Here is a 15,224-nt window from a genome sequence, read left to right as displayed (position 1 = left end):
CAAACTCCGGGCGGGTCACAGTCACCCGCCTTCTTTTTTGCCGGGATCACGCGACTTGCGCGCGGGCATATTGCCGGGGTGTTGTCGCCATCAGGCGTTTGAAAATACGCTGAAAATGCGCCTGATCGGCAAAGCCGGTTTCAAGCGCGACATCCACGATCTTTTCCCCACGCCTCAGCGCATGGCGTGCCCGCTGTACGCGGCAATTGATCAGATAGGCATAAGGCGTCATGCCATATGTTTTCTTGAATGCCCGCACCAGATAGGACCGGGAATAACCAACCAACGCCGCCAGATCATCCAGACCGATATTTTCGGCATAATGCGCACGGATATACTCGCCCACGCGGGCCATCTTGCGGTCATGAACCGCACCGGAAACCCTGACCGCACGATCCAGCACACCACGGCGGTCAAGCTGCACATGCAGATCACCAAAGAAAGACACCAGTGCTGTTTCCTTGCCGAGAATATCCACATCCGGGTTGGCCAGCGTATCGGCGAGATCAATCAAGCCGTCATAAAGATGCGGATCATGGCTGAGTGCGTCGGAAAACATCGCAAACTTTCCGGCCGCATCAGCATCCAGTTCAATCTGCAAATCGGTAAGCCAGTCCGGATCAACAAACAGCATGTCATAAACCCAGTCCGCGCCCTTGACCGGGTTGCAGCCATGAACGTCCTCGGGGTTCAGGATCACGACCGAACCGGCCTGCGTTTCATGGGTCTTGCCCCGGTTCCAATAGGTACTGTAACCGCCCCGCACCGTGCCAATCGAAAAGGTATCGTGGCTGTGGCGCTCATAACAAACAGCATGCCCGTCCGCCACGCGCCGCAATTCAACAAACGGCATCGCGTCATCGCGCCAGAAATGCTGATTGCGGGTATCGGGGGCTGCCATTGCGGTCCGTCTTCTTGTGTTCGGGTGATTGCTCTATAAATTCCAAGATAGGTCAATTTCCCCGGTGGCGCCACTGTCGCTGTCTGCTTATAGTGCCCCAAATGTTCGATGATCGTTCCGAAGAGTCCCAACCGCGTTTCATGCCGCCCAACGCACCTGTCATGGTCGTTGGATTGCGTCATGCCGTGTTCTTGTCGCCCGATGGCGAGATCGAGGAACTGCCGCACGGGGCTGCGGCCAAGCGTGCGCGGTCATCACGCCCAATTCTGGTCCATACTCCGGCTTGCGCACGTCGGCTGAAATCCGATCCGTTTCCGGCCCATGACCTTTTGGAGCTTTTTGCCTTTGTCCGCCCGGCGCAATTTTGCGTGCCGACCCCGCGTGGCATTGCCTTGGCGACCGGGCAAAAACCGGCAGACGACCTGATCGGTCAGGCAGAGGCCTTGGCCGAGGCCATGAAGCGCCTTTTGCAGGAACTTGCCACCCTTCATCGCAATAAACGCAGCCCGGCCCTGTCTGTTGCATGGCCGATGGCGCGCGGCCACTGGCCGTGGGGTGTGTCTGTTCTGGCGGCCCTTGGGGCCGATGGTGATGGCCCGCACCGTTATGCGGTGTATGAAGGGCTTAAGGTCTGGAAGAAACTTGGCGAATGGGCCGAACATGCCCCGCCACCGCCGCCGGCCAATTACCCGGTTGATCCCAAGGATGCGCGCAAGCGCCTGAAAGAACTCCTCGGCGAAGGGGCCGAAGAACGCCCGCAACAGGCCGATTATGCGTCGTCCGTCTGTTCCGCCTTTGGCCCGCGCCTGCATGATGGCGCGCCCAATATCGTCTTGGCCGAGGCCGGAACGGGCACCGGCAAGACGCTGGGCTATGTCGCCCCGGCGTCACTCTGGGCGCAGAAGAATGACGGGGCGGTGTGGATTTCGACCTATACCCGTAACCTGCAACGCCAGATCGATCAGGAACTGGATCGCCTTTATGACGATCCCAAGGACAAGCGCCTTAAGGCCGTGGTGCGCAAGGGGCGGGAAAACTATTTCTGCCTTCTCAATTTCGAAGAAGCCCAAAGGCCGCTTAATCAGCAGCCGCACCAAGCCACCCCGCTTGGCCTTATTGCGCGCTGGGCATCCCATACCCGTGATGGCGATATGGTCGGGGGCGATTTTCCCGCCTGGCTGACCGAATTGCTGGGCAATCGCTTTACCGGCGCACTTGCAGATCAGCGCGGCGAATGCATCTATGCCGCCTGCCCGCATTATTCGAAATGCTTTGTTGAAAAAACCGTGCGCCGCGCAAGATCGGCGGAAATCGTTGTTGCCAACCATGCGTTGGTGATGGTGCAAGCAGCCCTTGGCGGGCTGGATGATGCCGCCATGCCGACCCGTTATGTCTTCGATGAGGGCCACCATCTTTTTGATGCCGCCGACAAGGCCTTTTCATCGCATTTGACCGGCATGGAGGGGCAGGAACTGCGCCGGTGGTTACTCGGGGCAGAGCAAAAGGGATCGTCGCGTGCGCGTGGCCTGAAACAGCGGCTTGAAAGCCTGATCCTTGATCGCGATGAATTGCGTGATGCGGTCAATGCGGTGATTGTCGCCGCCCAATGCCTGCCGGAACAGGGATGGCTGTCGCGCATTCACGATGGATCGCAATATGCCAAGGGCCCGGCGGAGACCTTCCTTGCCCATGTTCGGGCACAGGTGATGGCGCGGTCCGCCGAGGGTGATCGGGGTTATTCAATCGAAACCGATTGCAAACCCGCACTCAATGAAGTTCTCGCCAGTGCAGCGGACCTTGACCGCGCGTTGGAGGCGATGGAAAAACCGGCCAAATCGCTGATCAAGATCATCGCCCATATGCTCGATGAAAAGGCCGACGAGCTTGATAGCGCCGAACGCCAGCGCCTTGATGCTGCCATCCGATCCCTTGAACGGCGCGCCATCATGCAGGTCGGTGCGTGGCGCGAAATGCTGGCATCATTGGTTGAGGAAACACCAAAAACCTTCGTCGACTGGTTTGCGATTGAACGCCAGTTTGGCCGCGATTTTGATGTTGGCATGCATCGCCATTACCTTGATCCGACCATTCCGCTGACCACATCGCTTGCCCCCACCGCGCACGGCATGGTGGTGACGTCCGCGACGCTGCGTGATGGCACGGGGGACGAAGATTTCGACTGGGCCGTGGCAGAGGACCGTACGGGGGCCGCCCACATGCCGCTGCCTGCGATCCGGGCGGCGATGAAAAGTCCGTATGATTACCGCGAACAGACCCGCGTTTTCATCGTCAATGATTTGGGGCGTGATAACCCCGATCATATCGCAGCCGCCTATCGCGAGCTGTTCTTGGCGTCCGGTGGCGGCGCGCTTGGCCTGTTTACCGCCATTACCCGCCTGCGTGCGATCTATGAACGCCTGACTGGGCCGATGGATGATGCCGGTCTGCAATTGCTGGCCCAGCATATTGATGGCATGGATGTTTCGACCCTGATTGATATTTTCCGGGTTGAACGCGATGCCTGTCTGCTCGGCACCGATGCGGTGCGTGATGGCGTTGATGTGCCGGGTGATTCCTTACGCCTGATCGTCTTTGATCGCGTACCCTGGCCCCGACCTGACATCCTGCACCGGGCGCGCAAATCCGCCTTCCACGGCGCGCGCTATGATGACATGCTGACACGGTTGCGCATGAAGCAGGCCTTTGGCCGACTTGTCCGGCGTGCCGAAGATCGCGGGGTGTTTGTATTGCTGGATAACCGCATGCCATCGCGGCTTCTGGGGGCCTTCCCCGAAGATGTTGAAGTTCAGCGGGTTGGCCTGCGCGAGGCGATTGAACAAACGCGAAGCTTCCTTGGCAATGACCGGGATCGCGAAGAAGGTTAATCGGTTTCTTTGGCCTCAATTGTGACGGCGGAAAGGACGCACCATGCATGTCATGCTGATGACCTATGGAACGCGCGGCGATGTGCAGCCCTTTGTCGCCCTTGGCCGTGGATTACTCCAGCAGGGACACCGGGTGACATTGGCGGCCCCCGAACGCTTTGCCGGTTTTGTCACCGAATATGACCTTGAATTCGAAGCCCTGACCGATGCGCTGATTGCCCTGATGGATGACCGACTTTTTGCCAGTTCGGCCGATCCGAAGGCGTCCCGGTTTCAGAAAATCACATCCCTGATCGCACTTGGCAAAAAGACGCGCGGCCTTCAGGACGTGCTGCTTGATGATATCTTCAAGACCATCAGCCAAGACAAACCGGACGTCATCGTCTTTCATCCCAAGACCTTTGGCGCGTTTGCCATTGGCCGTCATTTCGGCATTCCGACCGTCATGGCGCAACTGATCCCCTCCTTTATCCCGACCGGGGATTATCCGCATATGGGCATCCCTGATCTGGGTTTTCGTGGCGGTCTGGGGCGCTGCTATAACCTTCTGACCAGCAAGCTGATGTGCAGACTTTTGAACGCAACGTTACGTCGGCAAGTTTGTCGCTGGGCAGAACGACGCCAGAACGGCATCAAGGCCAAGGATCTGGATATCGTCAAATCCTGCCAGTCCGGCGCACTTCCAATCATTCATGCCTTTAGCGAGGCCGTAATTGCCCGCCCCGATGACTGGCCCAAACACGCAACCGTCACCGGATACTGGTTTCTTGATAACAGCCCGCAAACACAGGCGCCTGATCCGGCGTTACAAAAGTTCGTCGAAAGCCATAAAAACCTGATCTATATCGGCTTCGGATCCATGCACGGGAATGATCCCGGTGCGATGGCACAGATGATCGCCAAGGCGGCATCACAGTCGTCTGGATCGGACGTAGCGGCCATTGTTGCCACCGGCTGGGGCGGTATGCATGACATTGACTGGCCCGACAATATCTTTGCGGTCAAAGAGGTTCCCCATGACTGGCTGTTCACCAAGGTCGATATCGTCATCCATCATGGCGGTGCCGGCACCTGCGCAGCAGCCCTCCGCGCCGGGCGCCCATCCATCATCATTCCGTTTTTCGGGGATCAACCCTTCTGGGCAAAACGCCTGCACAAGCTTGGCGTTTCCCCAAGGCCGATAAAGCCTGCAAAACTTGATGCAACGCTTCTGGCAAAGCAGATACAGACCGTTTTCAAAACGCCATCATATCGCAACAACGCCGAACGCATGTCGCGTGAGATCACCCATGAAGACGGCATCAAAACGGCAATCGCCCAAATTGCCGCGGCAGTCGAAAATTCAGACGGCACTTAAAGCTGTCAAAAATCATCCTCAACAATATCCGCATCGATATCGTGACGCAGCGCCAACCTCAGCGCATTCAGGATGGCGATAATATCGATCACTTCCTGCAAAAGCGCCCCGGCCACCGGGGTGATAAAGCCACCTGCGGCAAAGCCCATGGCAAGGACCGACAGCACCATACCACCAATCACGCTTTGCAGAAGGATGCGGCGCATCGCCATGCTGATGTGAAGGAGTTCGTCGACGGTGACCAATGAGGCTTCTGGGATGACGGCCCCGGCGGCATCGGCGGTCACCGCACTTTCCTTGCCAAAGGCAATGCCGACCGTGGCAACCGCCAATGCCGGTGCATCGTTGATGCCATCCCCCATGAACAGGGTTGGTGCCTTGGCGGTTTCTTGGCGCACGATGGCGACTTTCTGCTCCGGGCTTTGCGATGCCAGGCTTTCGGAAATACCCAGCAGATCGGACAGATAGCTGACCTCGCTTTCGCGGTCACCCGAAAGCAACATCACCTTTTTGAAATGATGGATGTCGCCCAGATGACCGACAAAGCTTTCGCCCTCGGCGCGTGGGGTATCGCGGAAGCGGAACGTCGCGCCATATTTGCCATCGACCAGCACCACGCATTCAAGGCCGGCCGCCGTTTCAGGCAACTGGGCCGCGATATCGGGATCAGACTTCATCAGTTTGTTGCGATGGGTAACGGCAACTTCATGACCATCCGCCTGCCCGCTCAGGCCCTGCCCCGGCTTTTCCGAGGCATGATTGACCTCATCAAGCGGCAGATTGCGATCACGGGCCGCCGCCAGAACGGCCGAGGCCAGCGGATGCTTGGAATAGCGTTCCAGACTGGCCGCCAGCCGCAAGACAAGATTGCCGTCCATATCCGGTCCCGGCAGAACATCAACCAGTTCCGGGCGGCCATACGTCAGCGTGCCGGTCTTGTCAAAGATCGCCGTTTCACAGGTTGGCAAGCGTTCAAGCACCGTCGGATCCCGAATGACAATCCCGCGCCGGGCGGCAATCGAAATCGCACTCATCACCGTGATCGGAATGGCAATCAGAAGCGGGCACGGTGTCGCCACCACCAACACCGCCAGAAAGCGTGATGAATCATCGCTGAGATACCCGACAAGTATTGCAAACAACAATGCAGCCGGGGCAAACCACGCGCCAATCTGATCGCCGATGCGACGAATGCGCGGGCGTTTCTGTTCAGCCTCGGCCATGACATTCATGATTTGGGCATAGCGGGAATCGCGCGCGCGTTTTTCGGCCCGAATGATCAGAACCGCCTCGCCATTGATTGCGCCCGACAGCACCGCCGTCCCCGGTGCCTTGGCCACCACATAGGGTTCACCGGTCAGATAGCTTTCATCCATGCTGCCATGGCCATCGACCACCACACCATCAACCGGCGCTGTTTCATGGGGAAAGACCGCAATCAGATCATCAACGGCCACATCATCAAGGGCAATATCGGTGATCTCGCCTGTCGCATCCTTGCGATGCGCGACACTGGGCATGCGCCGGGCCAAGGCATTAAGGGCCGAGGACGCCTTGCGCATGGCAAAGCCTTCCAGAACCTGCCCACCGGTCAGCATGAGAATGATCAGACTGGCCGCAAGATACTCGGCAAGAACAACACCGGTAACAAAGGAAATGGCGGCGAGAAAATCCGCCCCCATTTCCCGGCGCAAAAGCTTGATCGCCAGTTGGCCTAAAATAGGCAGGCCACCAACGATAAACAGGACAAACAGCGGCAAGTCGGCGGTGCGGTGGCCCATCAACATGTCGGGCACCCCAAACTGCCCGGTAAACATCAGGATAAAGTGCCCCGCCATGGCAAGCAGGGTGACACTTAAGATAGCGCGGTTAAGCTGCGGTGCTGACAGGGCATCGTCAAACCGCTGCAATGTATCGTCAATTGGATATTGCGCCATCCCTTACCCCGGTCTTTTCGCATATATGATTACATCATCATGCCGGAATTTTACCGTCGATACCATTAGATAGCGCATTGGGCCTTTGGTCAGGACCGCACAAAGGCCGAACGGATCAGTCCAAAACCGGCAAGGGCAAACAGCCCGGCAACCGCACCTTCGATCCAGCGCCGCGCACGGGCATAGACCGCCATCGCACCGGATGTCGAAAACATCAGCGCATAGAACCCATAGATCGCAAACCCAAGCATCACGCATATGCCAGCTGCCAATGCGACCTGCCCCGCATCACTGCCTTCGCCAAGCCCGACCGACAATACAGCCATCCAGGCAAACACCGCCTTGGGGTTTGAAAGATTAAGGATCAATCCTTGCCAGAACCCGCGCGATATCCGGCGTGGTTCTGATCTATGCGCTTTTGACGGGCGCGAAGCAGAACATGCAGAAAGCCAGGCCAGCCAGATCAGATAGGCACCGCCCAGAATCTTCAAGATCATCAACGCATGACTTGAGGCCTGCAAAACACTGCCAAGGCCAATGGCCGCCACCAGCCCCCAGACACCAAGCCCGACCGAAAGCCCTGCACCAAACAAAAGACCGGATTTTCGCCCCGATCCCATGGAGACAGAGGCCAGGGCAAGGGTGGCTGGCCCGGGCGATGCCGCCGCGACAAAAAAGGCCACGGCAATGGTCGCAAGGCTTCCGATATCTGTCATCGCCATCCCCTTTCAAGGTCGGCCTTAAAGGTCATGCTGACGATATCAAGGACATGCGGGTATTGCGTTACCCCTGCGAGACCTTGCCCATCGCCATCGATACCATCAGGTAGCTCAACCCCGACGATAACAGGTTAACGCCAAGCAGCAAACCAATCGCCCACGTTGCCGAGCTCGGCAGTTCGGCGAAGATCAGAATACCGGCCAGCACCGAAATCCCGCCAGAAACCAGCATCCATTTCCAGCCCGGAAACTGTTTAAGCCACAAGCCCATCATGGTTTCAAAAAGCCCATGCAGCAAAAAGGCAATCGCCAGCAACACGGTCAGGGTTACAAGCCCGCCTTCCGGCATGAAGGCCAGCCAGCCACCAATCAGGGCAAAGACAGCCCCCTGAATGATATCAAGGCTGCGTCGCGTCGGTGTATCGGCATTCCATGCACCATAAAAATGGCCAAACGCCCCGATCAGAAACAGCCATCCAATCACGGTTTTAAAGGCAACGGTCGTGACAAACGGAAAGGCCACCGCAAGCACGCCAAGCACAAGCATGATGATCCCGACATTGCGCAGCCGCTTGCGGCTTTTATCAAGAAGTCCGCGCATTTCCGGCGTACCGTCATTTACGATCAATGTCATGGTGATGTGCTCCTGACTGCTGTGGATCGCAGCAATATCAACCTGAAATTACTGCAAATTATAGTCCATCTAACGCATATCGAATAGAACAAGTTCCCGATGCTCAGCCCCGGGCCGCCTCAATCAGGCGTTCCGCCACCGCGCGCACAGCCGGGCGCTGTTCATAAGCAGGCTGCACCAAAAAGGTCGCAAGCGGGCTTCTGATGGGGCGATAGGGCAGCATGATCAGGTCATGTTTTTCAATCGCCGTGTTAGAAAACGGCAAGCGCGCAAGTATCACACCAAGCCCGGCTTCCGCGGCACACAGCCCGACGCTGTAATCCTCAAATCGGCGATCAGACGGCTTTTGCCGGTACTTTACCCCATGCGCGGCCAGCCAATGGCGCCAACCGGTTGCGTCGCTGTCATTAAGAAGCGGCAGGTTCGAGATCGCCTTGGCATCAAGGCTGTTCGGATCCTGCCCGGCCAGAAGCCTCGGCGAAATCAACGGCACAAGATCATCGGAAAACAGCAAGCTGGATTTGGTGCCCTGCCACTGCCCCTTGCCACACCGGATGGCGATATCAGTTTGCCCGTCGTTGAAATCTGCCAACCGCTCGGAAATCTCAAGCTCAAGCCGCACATTCAAGTCACGCTCGATATCGGGCACGAGTTCAAGAAACCAGATACGGGCATAGGATGGCAGCAGGCTGATTTTGATCACATCCGGTCCGCGACGCTGCCGCCACGGCTGTGCCCCCTGTGACAAAAGATCAATTGCCGCCTGGGTTTCACGCAGGAAGCGCTGACCATCGGGTGTCGGGCGCACCCCGCGGCCATAGCGTTCAAAAAGATCATAGCCCAACCACTGTTCGACCTGTGCGACGTGGCGGCTGATCACGCTGTGCGTAACCCCCATTTCCAGGGCAGCAGCCGAAAAGGACCCGTTGCGCGCCGCAGCGATCACCGCGGGCAACAGGGCAAGGGGCGGAAGAGGAAAGTCATTGCTGTGCATCATATGCACATCTGATCCCCAAGCTATGTTCTATGTCAACATCCATGATCGCGTTATCAGCAAGATCAGAGACAGATTTCTTGATATGTAGCAAAGGAAACGGTGATGTTTTCACGCGCCACACTTGGTCTTGCTTGTGCCCTGATTACGGTTCTTTCCTGGGCGGCGGCCTTCCCGCTGATCGGGGTTGCCCTGGCCTCGCTTGATCCCCTGCCACTTGCCGCTGTGCGCTTTGCACTTGCGGCCTGTCCAGCTGTCATCTGGCTTCTGGTCACACGTCCGGCAATGCCCAGTCTGGTTGATCTTGCCCGGCTTGGTCTGGGTGGTGCGCTTGGCATCAGCATCTATAACTGGCTGCTCAATACCGGGCAGCAAACCGTATCACCGGGGGCTGCTAGCTTTATCATCAATACCCTTCCGATCTGGACGGCGATGCTTGCCACCGTGTTCTTGCGCGACCGGTTCGGGATCGGGGCCTGGATTGCCACGGCTGTCAGTTTTTCCGGTGTGGTTCTGATTGCCTTTGGTCAACCCGGTCCGATGACGTTTGGCAATGGCAGTTCGCTGATCCTGTTGGCATCAATCCTGTCAGCCACCTACTTCGTTCTGGTGCGCGGGGTCATTGCACGCTATGGGCCTGCGACCTGCACCTGCTGGACGCTGATCACCGGCGCGCTTTGGCTGACCCCTTGGTTGCCTGACGGCATGGCACAAATCAGCATGGCACCAGTGTCGGTAATTTCGGCAGTATTGTTCCTTGGATTTATCTCTGCATCGCTTGGCTACGCGACCTGGAGCTTTGCCATTGGCCATTTTGGTCCGGCGTCGGCGGCAAACTTCTTATATCTGGTGCCGCCGATTGCGGTGGTGCTGGCATGGAGTCTGAACGGTATTACGCCTGATATCCTGACCCTGATCGGTGGCGCGGTCGCCATTACAGGCGTTGTGATGTTGCGCATTTCCATGGCAAGACTTGCCCGCAAGGCAACGGCCTGATCCAGTATGTGCCGGGCTCAGCCCGGCACATCAGAACGATTATAAAGAAATACTGATAACTGGTTCACAACGCGAAGCTTTGACACGGTGCTTTCAAGGGTCTATTCAAAATCATTAGAACGATTTGCGTTTGATTTGCTTCTCGTTTTTCCTGATTGGGACGAAGCCCGTGTATTTCACGCCTCTCAACTGCTTGGCTGCCAGACGCACACTGTCACTATGTGTGGCGTGGCTGTTGCTGGTCAACGCGTTGTTGTTTGGCTTCATGCACGCACCTGTGGCGATGGCCGCCGAACCGACCGGTATCGTCAGCACGGCGAGTAACGCACCGACCTACGTTCCCCTGATCATTTGTACCGCCAATGGCATCAAAACGATTTCGGTGCCCGCCGACCTTGCCGATAATGGTACGCCCTATCCGCACAGTTCGGATGCGTTTGATGGTTTCCAGTGCGCCAGTTGCGGCCTTGGCAACCATGCGGTTGGCATGCCGGTAGAACCTGAATTGCCGCTGGTCCAGCGTGTCCGGCTGTCAAACAAGGTCACTGCCCTGCATATAACGGCACGTCTGCACGACTTCTGCCAGATTGCCGCATCCCCGCGCGCACCGCCCGCCTCGGTCTGATCGGAATTCGGATCATGCTCTCTTAAAGCCTTGCTGGCGATTTTACGCCACAGATGTATCTGGCGGACGTGCATCCATCCGATTTTCAAGCAATTCCAGCCGGTAAAGCCGGCGATCCCGGGGGCACTCCCCGGTTCACAGACTGGTGTCGATACGCGACGGCTTTGCCGCGTATCTGAAAATTTGCCAATGGGAGATCCCCATGAACAAAGACGACGCCTTGCATGTATTGGAAAAACTTGCTGATCCCGCCGTTTTGACGTTGCCATCCGATGCAAGCATCGGACATCACAGCCAGGACCACACCTATATTTACATCGTGGAATCCGGGCTGGCGCTCCGCTGCAAATATACCGAACAAGGCGAAAGACAGGTCTGTCGGGTTTATCGCCCCGGCGATCCGATTGGCCTTGAAATGCTTGCTGTAACCGATCCGGCACTGGTGATTGAAACCATCGCACCGTCGGTGATCAAACGCATCCCGATCCAGCGCATTCGCCTCGCCCAGCAAAATGATCAACGCACACAGGCCGCTGTGACCTCGCTTCTGGCAAGCGAAGTCATGGACGGTCAGCAGCTCAAGATCAGTTTTGGTACCGGATCGGCCATGCGCCGGATTTGCCGGTTCTTGCTGTGGTCGGCCCATAACGATCTGGTGTCGCTGCCCAACCGGGAGAAGCTTGGAAATATCGTGGCAACCACGACCGAAACGGCCAGCCGCATGATCGCCAATCTCAAACGCGAAGGGGCGATTGTCCGCAATCCGCGCATGCCATCCACCATGCGTATTGACCGGGACAAGCTTTGCAAGGTTGCAGGCGACCCAGAACAACAATCAGCGGCCTGAAAGCCAAAAAACCATGAAACGATAAAACGCACCGGGAAACTTTCCGGTGCGTTTTCTTTTGAGCTCGGCTTAAAGCAGGATCAGTTCAGAACCAGAGCAGTTTCGATCTAAATGGAAATTGCTCTAGGCAACCGGAAAACGGGCGGGCGAGGTCAGGTTGGCCTTAAGCAAGTTTTCCATTTCACCTGCGTTGATCGGCTGGCTGAAATAGAAGCCCTGAACTTCATCGACACCTTCGGACGCGATGTGTTCCAACTGGGTTTCAGTTTCAATGCCTTCGACATTGACCGCCATGCCAAATGATCGCGCCAGGAACACCACTGCCCGCACAATCGCGGCATTGCCATCGGAACTGTCGATATCAATGATGAACGACCGGTCGATCTTGATCTTGTCCACCGGGAACCGTTTGAGATAAGCAAGCGACGAATATCCGGTGCCGAAATCATCAATTGCAATGCGGATACCCTGATTTCGCAGGATCCCAAGCGTGATGGCCGCTTCGCGCGGATTGTCCATCACAGCACCCTCGGTGACTTCGAACTGCAACTGATGGGGATCAAGCTTCGTCCGCGATAGAACTTCACCGACACTTTCAATCAGGTCTTCGTGACGCGCCAGTTCAAGCGGCGAAAGATTGACCGAAATGGTCAATTCGCCATACCCCTCGTCACGCCATGCCTTGGTCTGATGGCAGGCCCGGTTCAGCACCCATTTGCCGATATCGGCAATGATACCCATGCGTTCGGCGACCGGAATGAAATCAACCGGGCTGACCTGCCCGCGTGATGGGCTGAACCAGCGCACCAGTGCTTCCATACCGATGATACGGTGACCGGCAATATCGATGATCGGCTGATAGAACAGTTCAAGCTCATCATTTTCAATGGCATGGCTGAGGTCGCGTTCAAGTGCCTTGCGTTCCTGTACCTCGACCTGAAGCTTCGGCTCAAAGAAGTGATAGCGATTACGCCCCTCGGCCTTGGAACAATACAACGCAAGGTCGGCATTACGCAGAAGGTCCTTCTCATCGCGACCATCCTGCGGATACATGCATATCCCGACCGAGGTCGACGCCTGCACTTCATTGCCATCAAGCATGAAACGTTCCGAAACGCGTTCGATCAGTCGCTGGGCAACAAAGGTCACTTCCTCAACCGAGCCCGGCTCATGGATCAGGACGGCGAATTCATCGCCACCAAGGCGCGCAACAACATCCTCGTTGCGCAGACAGACCCGCATACGTTCGCCAACCCCCTGCAAAAGAAGATCGCCAATCGGGTGACCAAGCGTGTCGTTGATATCCTTGAAATTGTCCAGATCAAACATCATCAGAACGAATTGGCAGCGTTCGCGTTTGCTGCGTGCAACCGCCGCCGCCAGACGTTCCTGAAACAGGGTCCGGTTTGGAAGCCCTGTCAGCCCGTCGTGATGGGCAAGGAACTGAATGCGTGCCTCGCTGCGTTTACGATCGGTGATGTCGGTGATGGATCCGTCAATCAGGCTCGGACGCCCCTGCTCGTCCCGGACGAGACGCGCATTTTCCTCGACCCAGATGATCTTGCCATCTTCGCGGCGCATCTCGGTTTCAAATCCCTGCACAATCCCGTCACGCAGCAGCCGCCCAATAAAGCGCAAACGATTGACCGGGTTCAAATAGTGGAAGGCCCATTCATGCTGCTTGGCAATCAGGCTTTCGACCGTTTCATACCCCAGAATGGACGCGAATGCCGGGTTTGCAGACAGGATCGGGCCCAGTGGAACGCTCTGAAACAGGCCTTCTGCCGAATTTTCGAAGATGCCGCGGAATTTTTCCTCGGCATGGCGCAAGGCGCGTTCGACAGACAGTTTCTCGGTCACGTCCTGACCGATACAGATCACGCCGGCAACATCGCCATCCTCGCCGAAATGCGCGCGCGCGTTCCATTGCAACAGGCGGATTTCGCCATCACGGCGCTTGAACGACAGGACCTCATCCTTGATGATTTCACCTGACAGCAACCGTCGCACTGCCATGCGTACCCGCTCCCGGTCATCTTCAACCACCAAAAAGTCAAAGAAGTTCTGACCGGCGGCCTCCATCCAGGAATAGCCAAATGTCCATTCGCATTCGCGGTTATATTCCAGAATGCGGCCCTCGGCATCGAGGAACAGAATGACGCTGCCTGCCGTTTGCACCAGCGCGCGATAACGTTCCTGACGACGCCTAAGGTCATATTCGGCCTGACGGTTCTTTGTGATGTCGGTGATTGTGACGCTATAGCCCAGCAGCATACCACCTTCGCCGCGAATTTCGGTGGCATTCACCTGCACCCAAATCTGGCTGCCATCGGAACGGCGCATTTCGATATCGCGGCCCTGAACACCCTTGCCAGATGCAAGATCACGGCGAAGCTGAATGCGGTCGCTATCACTGGCATAAAATGTTTCCGGATGCCGAAAATAGGCCTGGGTCACTTCGCGCACGGAATCGTAATTGAACAGCGACGCGGTTTCTTCGTTTACATTGGTGATCGTGCCTTCGGAATTCAGCTCGATAATCCCGTGTACCGCGTGCTCAAGCGCCCGGCGATAGCTTTCCTCACGCGTGCGTTCCTGACCAAAAAGCACCAGACAACCCGAATTTTCCAGTGTGATATACTGCCACTGGAAGAACCGCTGCCCGTAATGGACAGTGCGCGTATTATCGATATCAAATTGCGCTCCGTCGTCGCTGACCAGCGGGCGCTGGTCGCCCGGACGCATCAGATCAAGCGCGGAAGACATTCCCATTTCAAGGGCAAGATTCTCTGCTGCGCAGTTCGCGCTGCGCAGGCGACCGTTGGCTTCTACCAGCAGAACCGGCTGCGGTGAAATCAGCGATCCAATGCCCGAAGAAACATTGCCATCAATCGTTATAAAGCGGATATAGGTGCGCCGCCCAATGGTGATTTTCCAACCAAACAAAACAAGCCCGGCACCACAGGATCCGCACTCGACATGGTGGTAGCCACCAGTTTCAAGAAGTTGCCGGGAAAGCTCCGCAAGCGGCTTTTTCAGGCCTTCGATCGCGTCGGCAGAAACCCACGCGCCGACCTCGACACCCTTATCATACGCGTCGCGCCATGCCGAGTTTACGAGCAGTCGTCCTTCGTCTGGCTCGTATGCTCCAGACGGCAAACACAGATGGCTGATCAACGCCGTCATCATACTGACGGAATCGATTGCGTTGATGTCTCCCATAGCGGCTTTATTCGTCATGTTTGTTGTCGCTGCGCGACCATAACTGCTACCCCATACAGTGCAAAGCCAAATTTTCCCCGACGAGAGCCATGAACCCCAATCATTTC

At 56.8% G+C, this 15,224-nt stretch carries 11 protein-coding genes; 5 read left to right on the top strand and 6 right to left on the bottom strand.

Annotation, left to right across the window (positions count from 1 at the left end):
* Positions 1–46 precede the first annotated feature (46 nt).
* Positions 47–901: an AraC family transcriptional regulator gene (locus HED22_RS14860; protein ID WP_167723616.1), complete on the bottom strand. Its 855-nt coding sequence runs from the start codon at positions 899–901 to the stop codon at positions 47–49.
* A 101-nt stretch (positions 902–1,002) separates the two neighbouring features.
* Here HED22_RS14860 and HED22_RS14855 point away from each other — a divergent pair, with 101 nt between their 5' ends.
* Together HED22_RS14855 and HED22_RS14850 are read left to right on the top strand one after the other, a co-directional pair.
* Positions 1,003–3,786 carry an ATP-dependent DNA helicase gene (locus tag HED22_RS14855; protein ID WP_167723614.1) on the top strand — a complete coding sequence of 928 codons (2,784 nt, stop codon included), beginning with the start codon at positions 1,003–1,005 and terminating at the stop codon, positions 3,784–3,786.
* 43 nt (positions 3,787–3,829) lie between these two features.
* Positions 3,830–5,143: a glycosyltransferase gene (locus tag HED22_RS14850; protein ID WP_167723612.1), complete on the top strand. Its 1,314-nt coding sequence runs from the start codon at positions 3,830–3,832 to the stop codon at positions 5,141–5,143.
* A gap of 5 nt (positions 5,144–5,148) precedes the next feature.
* On the opposite strand, the gene HED22_RS14845 is transcribed toward HED22_RS14850, so the two are convergent.
* The 4 genes from HED22_RS14845 to HED22_RS14830 all read right to left on the bottom strand — a co-directional run bounded on the left by HED22_RS14845 (position 5,149) and on the right by HED22_RS14830 (position 9,430).
* Positions 5,149–7,080: a heavy metal translocating P-type ATPase gene (locus tag HED22_RS14845; protein WP_175581263.1), complete on the bottom strand. Its 1,932-nt coding sequence runs from the start codon at positions 7,078–7,080 to the stop codon at positions 5,149–5,151.
* 89 nt (positions 7,081–7,169) lie between these two features.
* A complete protein-coding gene (locus HED22_RS14840; protein WP_167723610.1) occupies positions 7,170–7,796 on the bottom strand; it encodes a LysE family translocator in 627 nt (208 codons plus the stop codon).
* A 67-nt stretch (positions 7,797–7,863) separates the two neighbouring features.
* Positions 7,864–8,433 carry an HdeD family acid-resistance protein gene (locus HED22_RS14835; protein ID WP_167723608.1) on the bottom strand — a complete coding sequence of 190 codons (570 nt, stop codon included), beginning with the start codon at positions 8,431–8,433 and terminating at the stop codon, positions 7,864–7,866.
* A 103-nt stretch (positions 8,434–8,536) separates the two neighbouring features.
* Positions 8,537–9,430: a LysR substrate-binding domain-containing protein gene (locus HED22_RS14830; protein WP_167723606.1), complete on the bottom strand. Its 894-nt coding sequence runs from the start codon at positions 9,428–9,430 to the stop codon at positions 8,537–8,539.
* A gap of 102 nt (positions 9,431–9,532) precedes the next feature.
* Between HED22_RS14830 and HED22_RS14825 the strand changes: the two genes are divergently transcribed.
* The 3 genes from HED22_RS14825 (at position 9,533) to HED22_RS14815 (ending at position 11,895) form a co-directional block, all read left to right on the top strand.
* The gene (locus HED22_RS14825; protein ID WP_167723604.1) at positions 9,533–10,423 is read left to right on the top strand and encodes a DMT family transporter; all 891 of its coding nucleotides are present in this window, start codon (positions 9,533–9,535) and stop codon (positions 10,421–10,423) included.
* Between the two features lie 169 nt (positions 10,424–10,592).
* Entirely contained in the window at positions 10,593–11,048 is a 456-nt protein-coding gene (locus tag HED22_RS14820; protein WP_167723602.1) for a DUF2946 family protein, read from the top strand.
* A 202-nt stretch (positions 11,049–11,250) separates the two neighbouring features.
* Positions 11,251–11,895 (top strand): Crp/Fnr family transcriptional regulator, encoded by a 645-nt coding sequence (locus HED22_RS14815; protein ID WP_167723600.1) that lies wholly within the window; start codon positions 11,251–11,253, stop codon positions 11,893–11,895.
* 123 nt (positions 11,896–12,018) lie between these two features.
* Here the strand turns inward: HED22_RS14815 and HED22_RS14810 are convergent, their stop codons facing one another.
* Complete coding sequence (locus HED22_RS14810) at positions 12,019–15,135, bottom strand: bifunctional diguanylate cyclase/phosphodiesterase (RefSeq protein WP_254870072.1); 3,117 nt, start codon at positions 15,133–15,135, stop codon at positions 12,019–12,021.
* Between the last annotated feature and the right edge of the window lie 89 nt (positions 15,136–15,224).

This window comes from Thalassospira sp. HF15 (assembly GCF_011806525.1).
In the GTDB taxonomy this organism is placed as follows: Bacteria; Pseudomonadota; Alphaproteobacteria; order Rhodospirillales; family Thalassospiraceae; genus Thalassospira.
Note: the sequence above shows the minus strand (reverse complement) of the source record. Positions and strands in the feature narration are given on the sequence as shown.